The organism is Bordetella hinzii LMG 13501 (assembly GCF_001548475.1).
GTDB classification, from domain to species: Bacteria; Pseudomonadota; Gammaproteobacteria; order Burkholderiales; family Burkholderiaceae_B; genus Bordetella; species Bordetella hinzii.
In genome coordinates this window covers 1-20,094 of record NZ_LRUJ01000024.1, presented here as the reverse complement: position 1 = coordinate 20,094, position 20,094 = coordinate 1, and the positions used below count along the sequence as shown (strand labels likewise).

The window sequence follows — 20,094 nt, the reverse complement described above, 5'->3', positions numbered from 1 at the left end:
TCGCGGCCGCGGCGATTCGCCCGGCCGGTTTTCATTCCAGGCTGCAAAAGATGTTCACGCTCACCTCTCCCGCCTTCTTCACTGCCTGGGCCAGCGGCACCGCCACCGGCCTGGGGCTGTTTGCCGTGGTCGGCGCGCAAAGCGCCTTCGTCCTGCGGCAGGGGCTGATGCGCGCGCACATCATGACCGTGCTGGCGACCTGCGCGCTGGTCGACGCGGTATTCATCTTCGGCAGCGTCTGGGGCCTGCAGCGCCTGACCGAATGGGTGCCCGGCCTGGCCCGGGCCATCCTCTGGTTCGGCGTGGCCTTCCTGGCCTGGTATGGCCTGCAATCGGCGCGCCGCGCCTGGAAGGGCGGCTCGCTGGCCCATTGCCGCGAAGCCGTCCCGTCGCGCGGCGCCGCCCTGCTGGGCGCGCTGGGCTTCTCGCTGCTCAACCCGCATTTCTGGCTGGACATGGTGGTGGTGGGCTCGCTGGCCCACGGTTTTGCCGAAGCGCGCCCAGCCTTCGCGGTGGGCGTGCTGACGGCCTCGGTGCTCTGGCTGGCCGTGCTCGGCGTCGGGTCGCGCCTGTTCGCGCCTTTCTTCAGCCATGCGCGGGCCTGGCGCGTGCTCGACGGCGTCATCGCCGTCGTGATGCTGGTCCTGGCGGCCTCCCTGGCCACGGGCGACCTGGGCGGCTAATCCTGTCCCTATAATGGGACTCCCCATCCTGCCCCGGCCGCCATTGCGGCCCCCCAGCCCATGCGCGGAACCCGAGAGCCACGTCTGCCGTCCCTGGCCGCCATCCAGGCCTTTGAGGCCGCCGCCCGCCTGGGCGGTTTCGAGCCCGCCGGCGCCGAACTGGGCGTCACCGCCAGCGCCATAGGCAAGCGCATCGGCACCCTGGAGGCCCAGCTCGATACCGTGCTGTTCGTGCGCAGCCGGCGCGGCGCCACGCTGACGCCGGCCGGGCGCGAGTATCTCGAACAAGTGCGCAGCGCCCTGGGCCAGCTGTCGGCCGCGGCCCTCAAGGCGCGGGCCGAACCTCCGACGGAACTGCTGCGCGTCGTCTCCACCCCCACCTTCGCGCGGCAGGTCCTCATTCCCTACCTGCCGGAGTTCACCAACAGCCATCCCCAGGTCGACCTGGAGATCCTGTTTTCGGTGCCCTATCTCGAAATCGCCCCGCCCAATGCCGATCTGTGGATACGCTTTGGCAACGGACAGTACCCGGGCCTGCATGTCCAACAGCTGACCGACGACGAAGTCTTCGCCGTGTGCTCCCCGGGCTACCAGCGGCGCCATGGGCCCTTCGAGCGGCCCGAGGACCTGGCCCACGCCGCCTTGCTGCGCTGCCCCATGGAGCCCTGGCGGCCCTGGTTCGACCAGGCCGGGCTGGACTGGCCCGAGCCCACCAAGGGCGTCTGGCTGGTGGACCTGGGCATGGTGCTGGCCGCCGCCCATGCCGGACAGGGCGTGGCGCTCAGCCGCAAGACCCTGGCCGCCGAATGGCTCAACGAGGGCAAGCTCGTGCGGCTCTTCGACGTGACCTCGCGCGGCGAGTTCCAGTACTACCTCTGCCATGAGCAGCGCCGCCCCCTGCAGGGAGGGGCGCGCGCCTTCGCCGATTGGATCGCCGGCGTCTGCGCCCATATCGCCCACCGCTGAGCTCCTCACCGGAAAATAATTCCGGCACCCATCGGAATTCCCCTCCGATCAGGCCCTTTTCTTCTAGGGATTTACGAGAAACCGGCCACAAATATAAGTTTCGCGTAAGCATTCAAGACCAGAGTACCGAGCACCAAGAGGAGAGCGCCCGCGACGCAGCACGATAAAGAGTGGCGCAAAGAACTGGTTTTTCCGCAGTCGGACCGACCACAGCCAAAATCAGATTAGCGTGGGAGGCCAAATACCAATCTCAACGGAGACATCATGGACTTTCGTTTGAAGCTGCTTGCCGGTACCTTGACGCTCGCCCTTTCGGCGGGAGCCTACGCGGCGGATCCCATCAAGATCGGTGTGGCCGGTCCCTATACCGGCGGTTCTTCCTCCATGGGCGTGAGCATGCGCGACGGCGTGCGCCTGGCCATCGAGGAGATCAACAAGAACGGCGGCGTGCTCGGCCGCCAGCTGGTCGGCGTCGAACGCGACGACGAAGCCAAGAACGAACGCGGTGTGCAGATCGCCCAAGAGCTCATCAACAAAGAGCGCGTGGTCGCCACGGTGGGCTATATCAACACCGGCGTGGCCCTGGCCTCGCAGCGCTTCTACCAGGACGCCAAGATCCCGGTGATGAACAACGTGGCCACCGGCAGCGTGATCACCCATCAGTTCAAGGCGCCGGAGTACCCGGACAACTACGTCTTCCGCAACGCGGCGCATGACAGCATCCAGGCGCCCATGATCGTCGAGGAAGCCGTCACCCGCCGCGGCTTCAAGAAGGTCGCCATCCTGGCCGATTCGACCAACTACGGCCAGCTCGGCCGCGAAGACCTCGAAAAAGCCCTGGCCTCCAAGGGCATCAAGCCCGTGGCCGTCGAGAAGTTCAACATCAAGGACGTGGACATGACGGCCCAGCTGCTCAAGTCCAAGGAAGCCGGCGCCGAGGCCGTCCTGACCTACGGCATCGGCCCCGAACTGGCCCAGATCGCCAACGGCATGGCCAAGCTCGGCTGGAAGGTGCCCATCATCGGCAGCTGGACGCTGTCCATGGCCAACTACATCGACAACTCCGGCGCCAACGGCGAAGGCGCGCGCATGCCGCAGACCTTCATCCAGGATCCGGACACGCCGCGCCGCAAGGCCTTCATCGACGCCTACCTGGCCAAGTTCAAGCCCAAGAACAACCGCATCGACTCGCCGGTCTCGGCGGCCCAGGGCTATGACTCCATCTACCTGCTGGCCGCGGCCATCAAGCAGGCGGGCACCACCGACGGTCCCAAGGTGCGCGAAGCCCTGGAAAACCTCCAGACCCCGGTCGAGGGGGTGGTGATGACCTACAACAAGCCCTTCAGCCACGACAACCACGACGCCATCACCGAGAAAGAAGTCGTGATCGGCGAGGTCAAGGGCGGCCGGGTCGTCAAGGCTCAATAACACACAAGCTGTCCACCGCAGCGCGGGCCCGGCCGGGCCCGCGCGGTATCCGCTCGGCGCGCGGGCCGGGGTTCTCACTGCGCATACATGATGATTCTTCTACAGCTTATCTATAGCGGTATCGCGCTGGGCATGATCTATGCCGTCATAGCGTTCGGATATCAGCTCACCTTCGCCACATCGGGCACGCTCAACTTCGGCCAGGGGGAAGCCCTGATGCTGGGCGCGCTGGTCGGCCTGACACTGGTGGGCCTGGGCGTGAACTACTGGGTCATGATTCCCATCGTCTGCGTCTTCGGTTTCCTGCAGGGCATGTTCGTCGAACGGGTCGGCGTGAGGCCGGCCATCAAGACGCGCTCCGAGTTCGGCTGGATCATGGCCACCATCGCCCTGGGCATCATCTTCCGCAACGTGGCCGAGAATGTCTGGGGCCGCGATGACCTGCGCTTTCCCTCGCCGCTGCCCGAGGCGCCGCTGAAGGTCCTGGGCGCCAATGTGCTGCCCATGGAGCTGCTGGTGGTCTTCGGCGCGCTGGCCATGATGCTCCTGGTGGAGCTGTTCAACCGCAAGTCGATCTACGGCAAGGCCTTCGTGGCCACTTCCAACGACCGCGACGCCGCCGGCCTGATGGGGATCAGCACCGGCCTGGTCATCACCTTTTCCTACGCCATGTCGTCGCTGACGGCGGCCTTTGCCGGGGTGCTCGTCGCGCCCCTCACGCTGACCGGCGCCACCATGGGCGCGGTGCTGGGCCTGAAGGCCTTTGCCGTGGCCATCATCGGCGGGCTGTCCAGCGGCATGGGCGTGGTCGTGGGCGGCCTCATCCTGGGCATCGCCGAGACCACCACCGGCTTCTATCTGTCGACCGGCTACAAGGACGTTCCCGGCCTCGTGCTGCTGCTCCTGGTGCTGACCTTCAAACCCGCCGGCCTGTTCGGCAAGACCGCGATCAAGAAGGTGTAAAGCCGATGAAACCCCTGCACCGTGTCCTGGCCATCGTGGCCCTGGCCTGCCTGGCGGCCATCCCGCTGGGCGTGACCAACACCTATTATCTGCACCTTATCGAAACCATCATGATCTATTCGATCCTGCTGTTCGGGCTCGACATCGTGGTGGGCTATACCGGACAGGTATCGCTGGGCCATGCCGGCCTGTTCGGCGTCGGCTCCTACGTGGCTGGCGTGCTGTTTTTCCATCTCCAGATGCCCATCTGGGTGACCCTGCCGGCCGCCATCGTCATCGCCGCCGCTTTCGGCGCCGTCCTGGCGCTGCCCGCGCTGCGCGTGACCGGCCCTTACCTGGCCATGGTGACGCTGGCCTTCGGCACCATCATCCAGATCCTCATCAACGAGATGACCTTCCTGACCGAAGGGCCGCTGGGCATCAAGATCAACAAGCCCGCCTTCGGCGGGCATGTGCTCGACAAGCAGGAGTATTTCTGGCTCGTCGCCCTGCTGCTGGTGCTCTCCCTCATCGTGGTGCACCGCATCCTCAAGTCGCACCTGGGCCGCTCCTTCGAGGCCTTGCGCGACAGCCCCATCGCCTCGGACTGCATGGGCGTATCGGTCTACCGCCACAAGGTCATCGCCTTCGTGATCAGCGCCGGCTTCGCCGGCCTGGCCGGAGCGCTGTACTCCTACTCCGAGCAGTACATCTCGCCCAACACCTACAACTTCGAACTCACCATCCTGTTCCTGCTGGCCATCATCATGGGCGGGCGCAAGACGCGCACCGGCGCCATCCTGGGCGCTTCCATCATCGTGCTGCTGCCCAAGATGCTGGATGACATCGGCACCTTCCGCCTGATCGCGCTGGCCGTCGCCGTCCTGGTGACCGCGGGTTGCGCCGTGGCGGTGGCGCGCGGCCAGACCCAGCCTCGCCGCGTGGCCGTGCCGGTCGTCGGCACGATCGCGCTGGCCGTGTTCGCCTATTGGCTGGAAGCCGTGACCGACTGGCGCCTGACCATCTTCGGCGTGATGATCCTCTTTGTCGTGTACTACCTGCCCGACGGCATCGTGGGCTTCGTGCGCAACCTCTTCTTCTCGACCCGGCGCACGGCGCTGTCGGTCAAGGCCGAACTCGCCGACCATGCCGACGCCGTTCCCGCGGCCGCGGCCGGCCCCGCCGAGACCTTGCTGCAGGCCCAGGGCGTGCTCATGCAGTTCGGCGGCCTGAAGGCCCTCAACCAGGTGGACCTGACCGTCAAGCGCGGCACCATCCACGGCCTGATCGGCCCCAATGGCTCGGGCAAGAGCACCATGATGAACGTGCTGACCGGCATCTACGTGCCCACGGCCGGCAGTGTGTCGTTCTCGGGCCGCTCGTTGGTGGGGCTGACGCCGGCCGACATCGCCGCCAACGGCGTGGCGCGCACCTTCCAGAACGTGCAGCTCTTCGGCGAGATGACGGCGCTGGAAAACGTGCTGGTGGGCCTGCATCACAGTTTCACGACCGGGCTGGCCAATATCGCGCTGCGCACCGCCCGCTGGAAGCACGAAGAGCAACAGGCGCGCGCCCGCGCCCTGGCGCTGCTGGAGTTTGTCGGCCTGGCCGAATACGCCGGCGAGGAGGCCCGCAACCTGCCCTATGGCAAGCAGCGCCTGCTGGAGATCGCCCGCGCGCTGGCCCTGGACCCGCAGCTGCTATTGCTGGACGAACCCGCCGCCGGCCTGACGGCGCCCGACATCGCCGAACTGCTGGTCATCATCCGCAAGGTGCGCGACCACGGCATCACGCTCATCCTGATCGAGCACCACATGGACGTGGTCATGAGCGTGTGCGACACCGTGTCGGTGCTGGACTTCGGCCAGAAGATCGCCGAGGGCCTGCCCGGCGAGATCCAGCAAAACCCCAAGGTCATCGAAGCCTACCTGGGCGGCGCGACCGCCTGACGCCCGCCGGAGACATCGACAATGCTATCTGTGAAGAATCTCGAAGCGGGCTACGGCAAGGTCAAGGTGCTGCATGGCATCAGCCTGGACGTGCCCAAGGCCAAGGTCGTCACCCTGATTGGCTCCAACGGCGCGGGCAAGACCACCACCATGCGCGCGCTGTCGGGCATGATCCGCCCCACGGCCGGCGAGATCACCCTCGACGGCCGCGCCATCGCCGGACAGGAGTCGTTCCGCATCGCGCGCCTGGGCCTGGCGCATTCGCCCGAGGGGCGGCGCGTCTTTCCCACCCTGTCGGTCACCGACAACCTCCTGCTGGGCGCTTTCCCGCGCCTGACCGGCAGCCGGCCCCGCGGCGACGTCCAGGCCGACCTGGCCCGCGCCATGGACCTGTTTCCGCGCCTGAAGGAGCGCCGCGACCAGCTGGCCGGCACCCTGTCGGGCGGCGAGCAGCAGATGCTGGCCATGGCGCGCGCCATCATGCTCAATCCGGAGCTGGTGCTCCTGGACGAGCCGTCCATGGGCCTGGCGCCCATCCTGGTCGAAGAGGTTTTCCGCATCATCGCGCGCCTGAAGGAGCAGGGCGTGACCATGCTGCTGGTGGAACAGTTCGCCGCCGCCGCGCTGAACGTCGCCGACTACGGCTATGTGCTGGAGAACGGACGCATCTCGGTGCACGGGCCGGCCGAACAGCTCAAGCACGACCCGGCGGTGATCGCCGCCTACCTGGGCGGCGGCCACTGACCGACGCGGCTACGCGCACGCAGCCGCGTCGGTCAGGCCGTGAAGACCAGGGCGTTCGTCAGATCGCCCATGGGCGCCTGCCCACGGTCCGTCATGGCCTTGTCGCGCGCGGCCAGGCCTTCGAGCATGGGCAGGTCGAACAGGCGGATGGCCAGGCGCAGGATGGACCCGGTGTCATAGACGGTGTGGTCCACCGTGCCCTTCTTGGCGAAGGGCGAAATGACCAGCGCCGGGACGCGCGAGCCCGGGCCGAAGCGGTCGCCCTTGGGCGGGGCCACATGGTCCCACCAGCCGCCGTTCTCGTCCACGGTGACCACGACCACCATGTGCTCCCACTGCGGGCTCTTGCGCAGGCTGTCGATGATGTGCGCGATGTGGCGGTCGCCCGACTCCACGTCCGCATAGCCCGCATGCATGTTCAGGTTGCCCTGCGGTTTGTAGAAGGTCAGCGCCGGCAGCTTGCCGGCCTCGGCATCGGCCAGGAAGGTGTTGGTGGCCGCGATATCGCCCAGCCCGCCGTCGCGCAGATGCGCCGCGCGCGCCGCGGTGCCCGGTCCGGTGCTGGCGAAGTAGTTGAAAGGCTGGTGGTGCGCCTGGAAGTTGGGCGAGGACGGGAAACCCGTATTGCCCGTGGCGTCCACGGCGGCCTGCCAGCCGCCCGCATACCAGGCCCAGTCCAGCCCCTTGGCGCTCATCAGGTCGCCGATATGGGCGTGCGTCTGCGGCACCATGGTCTGCGGGTTGGTCGGATCGGCCAGCGTGGGATCGGTCGCGCTGCGGCTGAATGACGGCCAGTACGGCGGCGCCATGGTGTTCACGCCATAGCCGTCCGGAGTCAGCGCGCTGGCGCCGAACTGCGGCGCGCCGGCCAGGGCGCTGGCCGGCGAGGTGGCCTTGGGCTTGAGGCGCGGGTCGGCGGGATCATCGCTCTCGAGTTCGGCGATCTGCGTGCGGGCCACGGAGTTGGCGGCGTCGGGATAGAAGGGCGGACGGGCCGCGACCAGATACTGGTGGTTGAGGAAAGAACCGCCGAAAGCGCCCTGGAAGAAGTTGTCGCATAGCACGAATTCCTCGGCCAGCTTCCAGAGACGCAGGTTGTAGGCGGAATCGCTGTAATAGCCCATCACCAGGGCGCCGGAATCCGCCCAGGCCACGAAACGGTCGTTCTTGCCGCCGTTGATCTGCATCTGGTTCTGGTAGAACACATGCCACAGGTCGCGCGTGACCACGCCCTGCGGCAACGGCTCGCCCTGCGGGCCCTGCAGCGCGAACGGCGCATTGGGCAGGTTGTTCATATAGGCCGCGGCCTGGTCCACTTCATACGTGATGTGATTGGCCTGCTGCGATTGCGGCACCATGCCGCCCCACACCGGAGGCAGGACGGCCAGCGGCGTGCCGTCGCGGTCGTACTGCCGGTAATCGGCGGCCGACAGCTGCGACAGCGGCTTCTCGACGCCCGGGAAGTTGGCGAACAGATTATTGAAGCTGCGGTTCTCGGCGTAGATCACCACCAGTGTCTTGACGTTCTCGCGCAGCGCCTGCGTGGTATCGACGGGCGCGGCCGGCACGGCGGTCGTATCGTCATCATCGTCGTCCTTGCTGCCGTGACAGCCTGCCAGGGCGCCCAGCGTGGCGGCGCTGGCGCCCAGGGCGGCAACGCCGGTCAGAAATCCGCGGCGCGTGGAGCGGGCCGGCGCGGGTTCGTGGTGTTCACCGGACTTGCGGCCGGCGTCGTCTTCTTTTTCGGACATGAGGAAAACCTTGCGGGAGAAGGCGGCGCCCTGTCATGACGCCGCATGCCGCCGGATGACAGCCGGCATCGTGAACAGCCCGCAGGCTACAGAGACTTTGTTTTGACGATGTGACCGATCCCTGTCAGCAGGCTGTCGGACCGGCTGTCAGTACGCTGAACAGGGCAGGCAAAAACGCGCGCGCTCAGTCTTCGTCGATGGCGGCGTTATCGGCGCCGTAGTGCTTCAGGCCGTCGAGATCCATGACCCGCACCGCGCCGTATTCGACCTTGAGCAGGCCGGCGCCTTCGAGCTTGCGCAGGGCCTGGTTGGCGCGCTGGCGCGAGACGCGGGCCAGGTAGCCGACTTCTTCCTGGGTGATGGCCAGGCGCATGCCCATGCCGGGATACAGCAGGGGATTGAAGAGTTCGGCCAAGCAGCGCGCCACCCGCGCATCGGGATCGAGCAGGCGGTCGTACTCGGCCTTGCCGATGAATTGCGCCACGCGCTCGTTCAGCTGATGCAGCAGGTATCGATTGAAAGGGATACTGCTGTCGAGCAGCCACTCGAAGGTGCTTGCGGGCAGGCGCGCCACCACCGAATCGCGCAAGGCCACCACATCGTATTTGCGCACCTCGCGCTTGAGCAGGGAGCCCTCGCCTATCCATCCGCCGGCGGGCACGCCGGTCAGCGAAGCCACCTTGCCCTCGGCATTGCCCACCGAGACTTTCACCAGGCCCGACAGCACGCCTATCCATGCCTGGGCGAGCTCGCCTTTCCGCTCTATGATCGTGCCAGCCTGGACATGCTGCACCGAAACGTCGCGCTCGACGCGCGCCCGCTGTTCGTTATCCAGCATGCGAAACCAGGCGGCGGCGAGATGTAGCGAATCGGCTAGCTGCATCGGGAATACCCTAAATGTTCCTTGAATGTCGTGATGGTGACAGTTAGCGACGACCCAACCTTATACCTTAACTCCTGCCGTAAATCTAAAACGAACTGGTCAAGCGCACGTCGGGAAGCCTAGCTCGCAACACTCCCGTCCCCGCCCAAACCGGAGGAGACAACGTGGCACATTCCCAGCCCCCGGCCCGACCGGCGGCGGCGCAGACCTTTCCTGCGCTCCTGCTCGAACATGCCAGCGTGCGCCCGTCGCGTCCCGCGATACGCGAAAAAGACCTGGGCATATGGCAAACCCTAAGCTGGGCCGACGTGGCCGAGCGCGTCCGCCTGCTGGCCCATGGCCTGGCGGCGCTGGGCATCGGCCCCGGCAAGCATATCGCCGTCATCGGCGAAAACCGGCCCCGTTTGTACATTGCCATGATGGCGGCCCAGGCGCTGGGCGCCATCCCCGTCCCCCTCTACCAGGATGCCGTGGCCCAGGAGATGGTCTACGTGCTGCAGGACGCCGAGATCAGTGTGGCGGTCGTCGAAGACCAGGAGCAGGTCGACAAGATGCTGGAAGTGCGCGAGCAATGCCCCGCGCTCAAGGCCGTGGTCTATGACGATCCGCGCGGCATGCGCAACTACCACGACGACCTGCTGCAATCCTATGAGGCGCTGGAAGAGGCCGGGCGCCGGCATGCGCAGGCCAACCCGGATTTCTACCTGCAGGCCGCCCGCGCCGTGCAACCCCACGATACGGCGGCCATGTTCTACACCTCCGGCACGACCGGCAAGCCCAAGGGCGTCGTGCTGACCCATCATGCGCTCATCGACCGCGCGCGGGCCGTGGCCGAGATGGAGAAGCTGAGCGACCAGGAAGACGTGCTGGCCTATCTGCCGCCCGCCTGGATAGGCCAGAACATGTTCTCCTACACCCAGCTGCTGGTGTCGGGTTTCACTGTCAACCATCCGGAATCGCCCGACACGGTGTCCATCGACATGCGCGATATCGGGCCGACCTATTACTTCGCGCCGCCGCGCGTGCTTGAGGGACTGCTGACCCATGTGATGATACGCATGGAGGACGCAGGCCTCGTCAAGCGCAAACTGTTTCACGCCTGCATGAGCCTGGCGCGCCGCGTCGGCGCCCGCATCCTCGACGGCGAATCCGTCTCGGCCTGGGATGCGCTGCGCTACAAACTGGGCGACCTCATGATCTATGGCCCGCTGCGCAATGCGCTGGGCATGAGCCGCGTGCGGGTAGCCTATACCGCGGGCGAGGCCATCGGCCCCGACCTGTTCGTCTTCTACCGTTCCATCGGCATCAATCTCAAGCAGCTCTACGGTTCGACCGAAACCTCGGTCTTCGTCTGCGTGCAGCCCGACGGCCAGGTGCGCGACGACACCGTGGGTCCGCCCGTCGACGGCGTGCAAATCCGCGTGGCCGACAGCGGCGAGATCCTGGTCAAGAGCCCGGGTCTCTTCAAGGAGTACTACCGCAACCCGGCCGCCACCGCCGAAGCGCGCGATGCCGAGGGCTGGTTCCATACCGGCGACGCGGGCTATCTGGACAGCGATGGCCAGCTCAAGATCATCGACCGCGCCAAGGACGTGGGCAAGCTGGCCGACGGCAGCCTGTTCGCGCCCAAGTACATCGAAAACAAGCTCAAGTTCTTCCCGCACATCAAGGAAGCCGTGGCCTTCGGCGCCGACCGCGAGCAAGCCTGCGCCTTCATCAACATCGACCTTGAGGCCGTGGGAAATTGGGCCGAGCGCCGTGGCCTGCCCTACGCCGGCTACACCGATCTGGCCGGCAAGGAAGAGGTGTATGCCCTGATCCGCGACTGCGTCGAAAAGGTCAACGCCGACCTGGCCAATGATCCGCGCCTGGCCGCCTCCCAGATCCACCGCTTCCTCATCCTGCACAAGGAACTGGACCCGGACGATGACGAGCTGACCCGCACGCGCAAGGTGCGCCGCGCCTTCATCGCCCAGAAATACGGGGTGCTGATCGACGCGCTGTACAGCGGCAAGGACAGCCAGTTCATCGAAACCGAGGTCAAGTTCGAGGATGGCCGCAGCGGCAGGATTTCCGCCGACCTGCGCATCTGCGCGGCCAAGACCTATCCCGCCATCACCGCCAAGGCCGCTTGATATGAGCATCTCCTCCCGCGACCAGCAGATCGGCGAAGTCATGCTGGACATGCAGAACATCTCGCTGTCCTTTGGCGGCGTCAAGGCGCTCACGGATATTTCCTTCAACGTGCGCGAGCATGAGATACGCGCCATCATCGGACCCAACGGCGCCGGCAAGAGCTCCATGCTCAACGTCATCAACGGCGTCTACACACCGCAGCAGGGCGGCATCATGCTGCGCGGCGAGCGCTTCTCGCGCATGAACCCGCGCCGCGCCGCCGAGATGGGCATCGCGCGCACCTTCCAGAACTTGGCGCTCTTCAAGGGCATGAGCGTGCTGGACAACATCATGACCGGCCGCAACCTGCGCATGAAATGCGGCCTGCTGTCCCAGGCCCTGCGCCTGGGGCCGGCCGAGCGTGAAGAAATGGCGCATCGCGAATTCGTCGAGAACATCATCGACTTCCTGGAGATCCAGGCCTACCGCAAGGTGCCGGTCGGCCGGCTGCCCTACGGGCTGCAAAAGCGCGTGGACCTGGGCCGCGCGCTGGCCATGGAGCCGCGGCTGCTGCTGCTCGACGAGCCCATGGCCGGGATGAACATCGAGGAAAAGCAAGACATGAGCCGCTTCATCCTCGACGTCAATGATGAGTTCGGCACCACCATCGTCCTCATCGAGCACGACATGGGCGTGGTGATGGACATCTCCGACCGGGTCGTAGTGCTTGACTACGGCAAGAAGATCGGCGATGGCACGCCCGACGAAGTGCGGGGCAATCCTGATGTGATCCGCGCCTACCTCGGCGTGGCGCAAGGCTGAACGGACGGGGTACGAGATGGGATTCTTTCTGGAAACTTTCCTGGGCGGGTTGATGAGCGGCATGCTGTACTCGCTGATCGGCCTGGGCTTCGTGCTCATTTTCAAGGCCTCGGGCGTATTCAACTTCGCCCAGGGCGCCATGGTGCTGGTGGCCGCCCTGTCGATGGCGCGCTTCTCGGAGTGGATACCGCAGTGGCTGGGCTTCCAGAACATGCTGGTGGCCAATGTGCTGGCCTTCATCGTAAGCGCAGCCATCATGTTCGTGCTGGCCGTGGTGATCGAACGCCTGGTGCTGCGCCACCTGGTCAACCAGGACCTGACCACCCTGCTCATGGCCACGCTGGGCATCAGCTATTTCCTGGACGGGCTGGGCCAGATCACCTTCGGCAGCTCGGTCTACTCGATCAATGTAGGCATGCCCAAGGAGCCCTGGATGGTGCTGGACTCCATCTTCGAGGGCGGCCTGCTCATCAACCTCGAAGACCTGACCGCCGCGCTCATCGCCGCGCTGCTGGTGGCCGCGCTGGCGCTGTTCTTCCAGTTCACCTCGACCGGGCGGGCGCTGCGCGCCGTGGCCGACGACCACCAGGCCGCGCAATCCATCGGCATCCCGCTCAATCGCATCTGGGTCATCGTCTGGAGCGTGGCCGGCCTGGTCGCGCTGGTGGCCGGCATCATCTGGGGCTCGAAGTTCGGCGTGCAGTTCACGCTGTCGACGGCCGCCCTGCGGGCCCTGCCCGTGGTCATCCTGGGCGGCCTGACCTCGGTGCCCGGCGCCATCCTGGGCGGCCTGATCATCGGCGTGGGCGAAAAACTGTCGGAAGTGTATCTGGGCTCGCTGGTCGGCGGAGGCATCGAAATCTGGTTCGCCTACGTGCTGGCGCTGGTCTTCCTGCTGTTCCGTCCGCAAGGGCTGTTCGGCGAAAAAATCATTGACCGGGTCTAGACCCCCAGATTGGAGTCATCATGTTCTACCGCGAAAACGGCCAATTCAAGACCAGCTATCGCGCCGACCAGCAGATCTTCCCGATCCGGCAGGACCGCATCTTTTTCTCGCTTTTGATGGCGATCGCCTTCGTGGCGGTGCCGCTGCTCGCCAGCGACTACCTGCTGCGCGCCATCCTGATCCCCTTTCTCATCCTGGCCCTGGCGGCCGTGGGCCTGAACATCCTGGTGGGCTATTGCGGCCAGATCTCGCTGGGCACCGGCGCCTTCATGGCCGTGGGCGCCTACGCGGCCTGGAACATCGGCGTGCGCTTCCCGGGCTCGCCGCTCTTGCTGCAGATCCTGATCGGCGGCGGCTTCGCAACCCTGGTGGGCGTGATCTTCGGCATCCCCAGCCTGCGCATACGCGGCCTCTATCTCGCCGTGGCCACGCTGGCCGCGCAGTTCTTCGTGGACTGGGCTTTCCTGCGCATCCCCTTCTTCACCAACTACTCTTCTTCCGGCAATGTGTCCGTGCCGCCGCTCACGGCTTTCGGCCTGCCGGTGCAAAGCGCGCTGGAGAAATACCTCTTCGTCCTGATCCTGGTGGTGGTCTTCACGCTGCTGGCCAAAAACCTGGTGCGCGGCGCCATCGGGCGCCAGTGGATGGCGATCCGCGACATGGACGTGGCCGCCGCGGTGATCGGCATCCGCCCCATGTACGCCAAGCTTTCGGCCTTCGCGGTCAGCTCCTTCATCGTCGGGGTGGCCGGGGCGCTCTGGGGCTTCATCCACCTGGGCTCCTGGGAGCCGCTGGCCTTTGACCTCGGCCGCTCCTTCCAGCTGCTGTTCATGATCATCATCGGCGGCCTGGGCTCCATCCTGGGCAGTTTCTTCGGCGCGGCCTTCATCGTGCTGGTGCCGGTGGCGCTCACCAACATCCCCCATCTTCTCGGGCTGTCGCTGTCGGTGGACACGGCCGCCCACGTCGAACACATGGTGTTCGGCGCGCTCATCGTGTTCTTCCTGATCGCCGAGCCGCATGGCCTGGCGCGTCTGTGGAGCATAGGCAAGGAAAAGCTGCGCATCTGGCCGTTCCCGCATTGAATCGGCGCGGGCCCACCCGGCCCGCGCTCTCACACAACCCGGCTCCAGACCGGGCCAACCCCGGTGTTCGATAGCAAGCACCACGCAGGAGGTAAATGGAGATGAAGCGTCTTAACCTGAAATTGGCCGCGGCCCTGATGGCCGCTTCCGGCGCGATGGGCGCCTTCGCCACCCCGGCGGCCGCCGCCGAGGAACAGTTCGTGCCGCTGCTGGTCTACCGCACGGGCTCCTTCGCGCCGCTGGGCATCCCCTGGGCCGATGGCAAGCTGGACTATCTCAAGCTGGTCAACGAGCGCGACGGCGGCGTCAACGGTGTGAAGATCACCTACGAGGAATGCGAAACCGCCTATGCCACCGACCGCGGCGTGGAGTGCTACGAGCGCCTGAAGAACAAGGGCACCGGCGCCTCGGGCTTTGACACCCAGTCCACCGGCATCACCTTCGCCGTGACCGACAAGGCCATGGTGGACAAGGTGCCGGTCGAGACCATGGGCTATGGCCTGTCGCAATCGGTCGACGGCAGCGTCTTCGAATGGAATTTCCCGCTGCTGGGCACCTATTGGACCGCGGCCGACGTCATGATCCAGGACATCGCCAAGAAGGAAGGCGGGCTGGCCAAGCTCAAGGGCAAGAAAATCGCCCTGGTCTATCACGACTCGCCCTATGGCAAGGAGCCCATCCCGCTGCTGCAGAAACGCGCCGCCAAGGAAGGCTTCGAGCTGCTGCTCTACCCGGTGACCGCGCCGGGCGTGGAACAGAAATCCACCTGGCTGCAGATCCGCCAGCAGCGGCCGGCCTATGTGCTGCTCTGGAGCGCCGGCATCATGACGCCGACGGCCATCCGCGAAGCCCAGGCCAGCGGCTATCCGCGCGACAAGATGTATGCCATCTGGTGGGCCGGCTCCGAGGGCGACGTCAAGGACCTGGGCGATGTCGCCAAGGGCTATAACGCCATCACCATCCACAACAGCGCCGGCACCGGCAAGGTCTATGAAGACCTGAAGAAATACGTCTACGACAAGGGCCAGGGCGCCGACAAGTCCGGCAACACCACGCTGGGGACCATCGCCCACACGCGCGGCATGATGATCTCCATGATGCAGGTCGAAGCCATCCGCACCGCCCAAGAGAAGTTCGGCAAGGGCCGCGCGCTCACGCCCGAGCAAGTGCGCTGGGGCTTCGAGAACCTCAATCTCACCCAGGAACGCCTGAACGCGCTGGGCTTCGGCGACATCATGCGTCCGGTCAAGACCAGCTGCAGCAACCACATGGGCGATGACTGGGCCCGCATCGTCCAGTGGGACGGCAAGAAGTTCAACGTGGTCTCCGACTGGTACCAGGCCGACAAGGCCCTGGTGGATCCGCTGGTCAAGGAAGGGGCCGCCAAATACGCCCAGGAGAAGAAGATCACGCCGCGCAAGTGCGAAGGCTGATGATCACCGGCCGCCGGTTCCGGCCGGCGGCCTTTCGTATTCCGCAGGAAACGCCATGACTGTCGCTCCCTCTTCCATGCCGTCCAAGGTGCTGCTCGATGTCAACGGCATCGAGGTCATCTACAACCACGTGATCCTGGTGCTCAAGGGCGTGTCCCTGCGCGTGCCCGAAGGCAAGATCGTGGCCTTGCTGGGGGCCAACGGCGCCGGCAAGACCACCACGCTGCGCGCCGTCTCCAACCTGTTGAAGGGCGAGCGCGGCGATGTCACCAAGGGCTATATCCAGTACCGCGACGAGCGCATCGAAAGGCTGTCGCCCGCCGAGCTGGTCAAGCGCGGCGTGGTGCAGGTCATGGAGGGCCGGCATTGCTTCGCCCACCTGACCATCGAGGAAAACCTGCTGACCGGCGCCTACACCCGCCATCTGTCGCGCGGCGAGGTCAGCGCCGCCCTGGAGCGCGTGTACCAGTATTTTCCGCGCCTCAAGCAAAGGCGCGGCAGCCAGGCCGGCTACACCTCGGGCGGCGAACAACAGATGACGGCCATTGGCCGCGCCCTGATGGCCAGCCCCAACATGATCCTGCTCGACGAGCCCTCCATGGGCCTGGCCCCGCAGATCGTCGAGGAGATCTTCGAGATCGTGCGCGATCTCAACCAGCGCGAGCGTGTGAGCTTCCTGCTGGCCGAGCAGAACACCAATATCGCGCTGCGCTATGCCGACTATGGCTACATCCTGGAGAACGGCCGCGTGATGATGGACGGCGCGGCCAGCGACCTGGCGCAGAACGAAGACGTCAAGGAGTTCTACCTCGGTATCTCCAGCGGAGAGCGCAAGAGCTTCCGCGACCAGAAGTTTTATCGCCGCCGCAAGCGTTGGCTGGCCTGAACCGACTCAACACCGCGAAGGTGCCAACCCATGTCCGAGTTTTTCGATACCCTGGAAACCCGCGAGCCGGCCGCGCGCGAACGCGCCCTGATGCAAGCCCTGCCGGGCGCCATCGCCCAGGCCCAGGCGCGCGCGCCGGCCATCGCCGCCCAACTGCGAGGCGTGGACGCTTCGCGCATCACCAGCCGCCAGGCGCTGGCCTCGCTGCCCGTGCTGCGCAAGCATGAATTGCTGGAGCTGCAGCAGAAAAGCCGGGCGGGCGATGACCCTGCCGGCCCGCAGAAAGCCTTTGGCGGATTCTCGGCCGTGGGCTGGGGCCAGGCTGCGCGGGTCTTCGCCTCGCCCGGTCCCATCTACGAGCCGGAGACCGCGCGGCCCGATTACTGGCGCTTCGCCCGCGCGCTCTATGCCGCGGGCTTTCGCGCCGGCGAACTGGCCTACAACTGCTTTTCCTACCATTTCACGCCGGCCGGCTCGATGATGGAGACCGCCGCGCACGCCGTGGGCTGCACCGTCTTTCCGGGCGGTACCGGCCAGACCGAGCAGCAGGTGCACGCCATCCGGGACCTCGCGCCGTCCGGCTACACCGGCACGCCCAGCTTCCTGAAAATCATCCTGGAGAAGGCCGACGAGCTCGGCGTGCCCCTGACTTCGCTCAAGCGCGCCCTGGTTTCCGGCGAGGCCTTCCCGCCGTCGCTGCGCGACTGGCTGGCCGCGCGCGGCATCGCCGGCTACCAGGCCTATGGCAGCGCCGACCTGGGCATGATCGCCTTTGAGACCTCGGCGCGCGAAGGCCTGGTACTGGGCGAGGACCTCATCCTGGAGATCGTGCGCCCCGGCACCGGCGAGCCCGTGCCCGATGGCGAAGTGGGCGAAGTGGTCATCACCACGCTCAACCCCGATTACCCGCTGGTGCGCTTCGGCACCGGCGACCTGTCGGCGGTCCTGCCGGGCCGCTCACCCTGCGGACGCAGCAACACCCGCATCCGCGGCTGGCTGGGCCGTGCCGACCAGACCACCAAGGTGCGCGGCCTGTTCGTCCATCCTTCGCAGGTGGCCGAAGTCTTGCGCCGCCACCCCGAAGTCGGCCGCGCCCGCCTGGTCATCACCGGCACCACCGGCGCCGAGCAGATGGCCCTGCATGTCGAAACCGGACAATTGCCAACCGAACTGTCCTTGCGGCTGGTCGAGTCCGTGCGCGACATCACCAAGCTGCGCGCCGACATCGTCCGCGCCGAACCGGGCAGCCTGCCCAACGACGGCAAGGTGATCGAGGACCTGCGCAGCTACGAGTAAGACCGCCGGTGTCGGACGCCATGACAGACGACCGGGGGTCTGTCACGCGGCGCCTGGCATGGCCGCGCTCAACGACCGCGGTCCGAGGCCGGCCTCTGCCAGAAAGAAAACGCCCCCATGCCGACCAGCATGGCGATGGCGAAAGTCAGCGCGTCCTCATAGCCCTGGGCGGCTGTCACCACGGCCGGCCCCGGGCATAGCCCGGCCAGGCCCCAGCCTATGCCAAACAGCAAGGCGCCGCACAACAGGCGCCGGTCTATCTTGCGGGCCGTGGGCCATTGCAGGGGCGCGCCGGCGGTGATCGTGGCGCCGCGCCGCTTCAGGCGGGCATAGATGGGCGCGGTCAGCGCGATGGCGCCCAGCATGACAAAAGCCAGCGAAGGATCCCAGTGTCCGCCGATATCGAGAAAGCCCAGCACCTTGGCGGGATCGGTCATGCCGGAGACGATGAGACCCAGGCCGAACAGCAGGCCGCAGCATAGGGCGAAGACGAGATGCATATCAGTTCCCCAGGAGGTGGCGAACCACGGCGACGACCGCCATGCCGGTCAGCATGAAGACCAGGACCGAGGCGACCGAACGCACCGAGCCGCGCGATAGGCCGCAGATGCCGTGGCCGCTGGTGCAGCCGGAACCCAGCCGAGTGCCGAAGCCGACCAGCAGGCCGGCCAGGATGAGCGTGGGCGTGCTGGAAATGAAATGCGGGGTGGGCAGTTTGGCGAACAGGCCGTACAGCCAGGGAGACAGGACCAGCCCGCCGATGAAGGCCACCCGCCAGGCGGAACCCGCCGCCGGGGGCACCAGCGCCCCCAGGATGCCGCTGATGCCGGCGATGCGGCCCAGGGTGGCCATCAACAAGGCGGCGGCCGCGCCGATCATGAGGCCGCCTGCCAGGGCGCTGCCGGGGGTGAAGGATTCCCATGCGATATTCATTGCGCGTGCTCCAGGACCTGCCCGCAATACAGGCCCGAAAGGGTTTTCATGATCTGGCTCACCTCATGGCTGGCCATGCGGTAGTAAATGAATTTACCGGCGCGCCGGGTGGCGACCAGCCCCTCGTCGCGCAGCACGCCCAACTGCTGCGACAGCGTGGGCTGGCGGATGCCGGTCTGGGCTTCGAGTTCGCCCACGTTGCGTTCGCCTTCGACCAGCTGGCACAGCAGCAGCAGCCGGTCGGCATTGGCCAGCGCCTTCAGGAGCGCGCAGCACTGATCGGCCGAGGCGCGCAGCGCCGCGATGTCGGCCTCGGTGAGGGGAGCATGCATAAGGGAAGAAAACCGGATATTGATATACATTATTATATAATATTATTCAGTAGATTATCAGCCGGAAGCCGCCATGCAGCCCCAAGCCTTCTTCGATCCCACGACGGGCACCATCAGCTACGTCGTGCATGATGGACGCGATTGCGCCGTGATCGACCCGGTGCTGGACTATGACCCCAAGTCCGGACGGACCTCCACGGCCGGCGCCGACGCCATTGCCGCCTTTGTGCGCACCGAGGGCTTGCATTGCCAATGGATACTGGAGACGCATGCGCATGCCGATCATCTATCGGCCGCGCGTTATCTGCAAAGCCTGCTGGGGGGCACGCTGGCCATCGGCCAGGCGATCCGCGAGGTGCAGGCCGCCTTCAAACCTGTCTTCAATCTCGACCTGGCCACCGACGGCCGCCAGTTCGATCATCTGTTCATGCCCGGCGAAAGCTTTGCCATCGGCAGCCTGCAGGCCCGCGCCCTGCACGTGCCCGGGCATACGCCGGCCGACATGGCCTACCAGGTCGGCGACGCGGTCTTCGTGGGCGACACCCTCTTCATGCCCGATGTAGGCACGGCGCGCTGCGACTTCCCCGGCGGCGACGCCGTCCAGCTGTACCGCTCCATTCGCCGGCTGCTGGCCCTGCCCCCGGCCACACGTCTGTTCATGTGCCATGACTATCCGCCCGAACACCGCACCCCGGCCTGGGAAACCACGGTGGCCGCGCAGCGCGAGGGCAATATCCATGTGCGCGACGGCGTCAGCGAGGCCGACTTCGTCGCCATGCGCCAAAAGCGCGACGCCACCCTGGCCATGCCGACCCTGATCCTGCCGGCCATCCAGGTCAATATCCGCGCCGGCGAACTTCCCGCCGCCGAAGACAACGGCACCCGCTACCTCAAGATCCC

The 20,094-nt window shown here is 66.1% G+C and carries 19 protein-coding genes; 14 read left to right on the top strand and 5 right to left on the bottom strand.

Annotated features, from left to right (window positions below; genetic code table 11):
* Positions 1–50 precede the first annotated feature (50 nt).
* The 6 genes from AXA74_RS15590 (at position 51) to AXA74_RS15565 (ending at position 6,712) form a co-directional block, all read left to right on the top strand.
* Complete coding sequence (locus AXA74_RS15590) at positions 51–683, top strand: LysE/ArgO family amino acid transporter (RefSeq protein ID WP_029579800.1); 633 nt, start codon at positions 51–53, stop codon at positions 681–683.
* A 60-nt stretch (positions 684–743) separates the two neighbouring features.
* Positions 744–1,649 (top strand): LysR substrate-binding domain-containing protein, encoded by a 906-nt coding sequence (locus AXA74_RS15585; protein WP_032979200.1) that lies wholly within the window; start codon positions 744–746, stop codon positions 1,647–1,649.
* 264 nt (positions 1,650–1,913) lie between these two features.
* A complete protein-coding gene (locus AXA74_RS15580; protein WP_029579802.1) occupies positions 1,914–3,077 on the top strand; it encodes an ABC transporter substrate-binding protein in 1,164 nt (387 codons plus the stop codon).
* Positions 3,078–3,164: 87 nt separating this feature from the next.
* Positions 3,165–4,040 (top strand): branched-chain amino acid ABC transporter permease, encoded by an 876-nt coding sequence (locus AXA74_RS15575; RefSeq protein ID WP_029579803.1) that lies wholly within the window; start codon positions 3,165–3,167, stop codon positions 4,038–4,040.
* A 5-nt stretch (positions 4,041–4,045) separates the two neighbouring features.
* Entirely contained in the window at positions 4,046–5,968 is a 1,923-nt protein-coding gene (locus AXA74_RS15570) for a branched-chain amino acid ABC transporter ATP-binding protein/permease (protein WP_032958516.1), read from the top strand.
* Positions 5,969–5,989: 21 nt separating this feature from the next.
* On the top strand, positions 5,990–6,712 hold the full coding sequence (locus AXA74_RS15565) for an ABC transporter ATP-binding protein (protein WP_029579805.1): 723 nt from the start codon (positions 5,990–5,992) through the stop codon (positions 6,710–6,712).
* A gap of 32 nt (positions 6,713–6,744) precedes the next feature.
* On the opposite strand, the gene acpA is transcribed toward AXA74_RS15565, so the two are convergent.
* Together acpA and AXA74_RS15555 are read right to left on the bottom strand one after the other, a co-directional pair.
* The gene (gene acpA, locus AXA74_RS15560; RefSeq protein ID WP_032973708.1) at positions 6,745–8,463 is read right to left on the bottom strand and encodes an acid phosphatase; all 1,719 of its coding nucleotides are present in this window, start codon (positions 8,461–8,463) and stop codon (positions 6,745–6,747) included.
* A 184-nt stretch (positions 8,464–8,647) separates the two neighbouring features.
* A complete protein-coding gene (locus AXA74_RS15555; RefSeq protein WP_029579807.1) occupies positions 8,648–9,346 on the bottom strand; it encodes a Crp/Fnr family transcriptional regulator in 699 nt (232 codons plus the stop codon).
* A gap of 164 nt (positions 9,347–9,510) precedes the next feature.
* On the opposite strand from AXA74_RS15555, the gene AXA74_RS15550 reads away from it, so the two are divergent.
* The 7 genes from AXA74_RS15550 (at position 9,511) to AXA74_RS15520 (ending at position 17,929) form a co-directional block, all read left to right on the top strand.
* Positions 9,511–11,481 (top strand): AMP-dependent synthetase/ligase, encoded by a 1,971-nt coding sequence (locus AXA74_RS15550; RefSeq protein ID WP_029579808.1) that lies wholly within the window; start codon positions 9,511–9,513, stop codon positions 11,479–11,481.
* A 1-nt stretch (position 11,482) separates the two neighbouring features.
* Positions 11,483–12,283, top strand: a complete 801-nt coding sequence (locus AXA74_RS15545; RefSeq protein WP_029579809.1) for an ABC transporter ATP-binding protein — start codon at positions 11,483–11,485, stop codon at positions 12,281–12,283.
* Positions 12,284–12,299: 16 nt separating this feature from the next.
* Entirely contained in the window at positions 12,300–13,229 is a 930-nt protein-coding gene (locus AXA74_RS15540; RefSeq protein WP_032958521.1) for a branched-chain amino acid ABC transporter permease, read from the top strand.
* Between the two features lie 20 nt (positions 13,230–13,249).
* Positions 13,250–14,314, top strand: a complete 1,065-nt coding sequence (locus tag AXA74_RS15535; RefSeq protein ID WP_029579811.1) for a branched-chain amino acid ABC transporter permease — start codon at positions 13,250–13,252, stop codon at positions 14,312–14,314.
* A 95-nt stretch (positions 14,315–14,409) separates the two neighbouring features.
* Positions 14,410–15,747, top strand: a complete 1,338-nt coding sequence (locus AXA74_RS15530) for an ABC transporter substrate-binding protein (protein ID WP_029579812.1) — start codon at positions 14,410–14,412, stop codon at positions 15,745–15,747.
* Between the two features lie 55 nt (positions 15,748–15,802).
* Positions 15,803–16,633, top strand: a complete 831-nt coding sequence (locus tag AXA74_RS15525) for an ABC transporter ATP-binding protein (protein ID WP_029579813.1) — start codon at positions 15,803–15,805, stop codon at positions 16,631–16,633.
* A 30-nt stretch (positions 16,634–16,663) separates the two neighbouring features.
* Positions 16,664–17,929 (top strand): phenylacetate--CoA ligase family protein, encoded by a 1,266-nt coding sequence (locus AXA74_RS15520; RefSeq protein WP_032979201.1) that lies wholly within the window; start codon positions 16,664–16,666, stop codon positions 17,927–17,929.
* A 68-nt stretch (positions 17,930–17,997) separates the two neighbouring features.
* On the opposite strand, the gene AXA74_RS15515 is transcribed toward AXA74_RS15520, so the two are convergent.
* Genes AXA74_RS15515 through AXA74_RS15505 form a run of 3 tightly spaced genes read right to left on the bottom strand, consistent with a single transcriptional unit; the run spans position 17,998 to position 19,194 of the window.
* Complete coding sequence (locus AXA74_RS15515; protein WP_032958526.1) at positions 17,998–18,429, bottom strand: YeeE/YedE family protein; 432 nt, start codon at positions 18,427–18,429, stop codon at positions 17,998–18,000.
* A gap of 1 nt (position 18,430) precedes the next feature.
* Entirely contained in the window at positions 18,431–18,862 is a 432-nt protein-coding gene (locus tag AXA74_RS15510) for a YeeE/YedE family protein (protein WP_029579816.1), read from the bottom strand.
* Entirely contained in the window at positions 18,859–19,194 is a 336-nt protein-coding gene (locus tag AXA74_RS15505; RefSeq protein WP_029579817.1) for an ArsR/SmtB family transcription factor, read from the bottom strand. The genes AXA74_RS15510 and AXA74_RS15505 overlap by 4 nt, the downstream gene beginning before the upstream one ends.
* 73 nt (positions 19,195–19,267) lie before the next feature.
* Between AXA74_RS15505 and AXA74_RS15500 the strand changes: the two genes are divergently transcribed.
* The coding region (locus AXA74_RS15500) for an MBL fold metallo-hydrolase (protein ID WP_060833218.1) at positions 19,268–20,094 on the top strand (827 nt) is incomplete at its 3' end.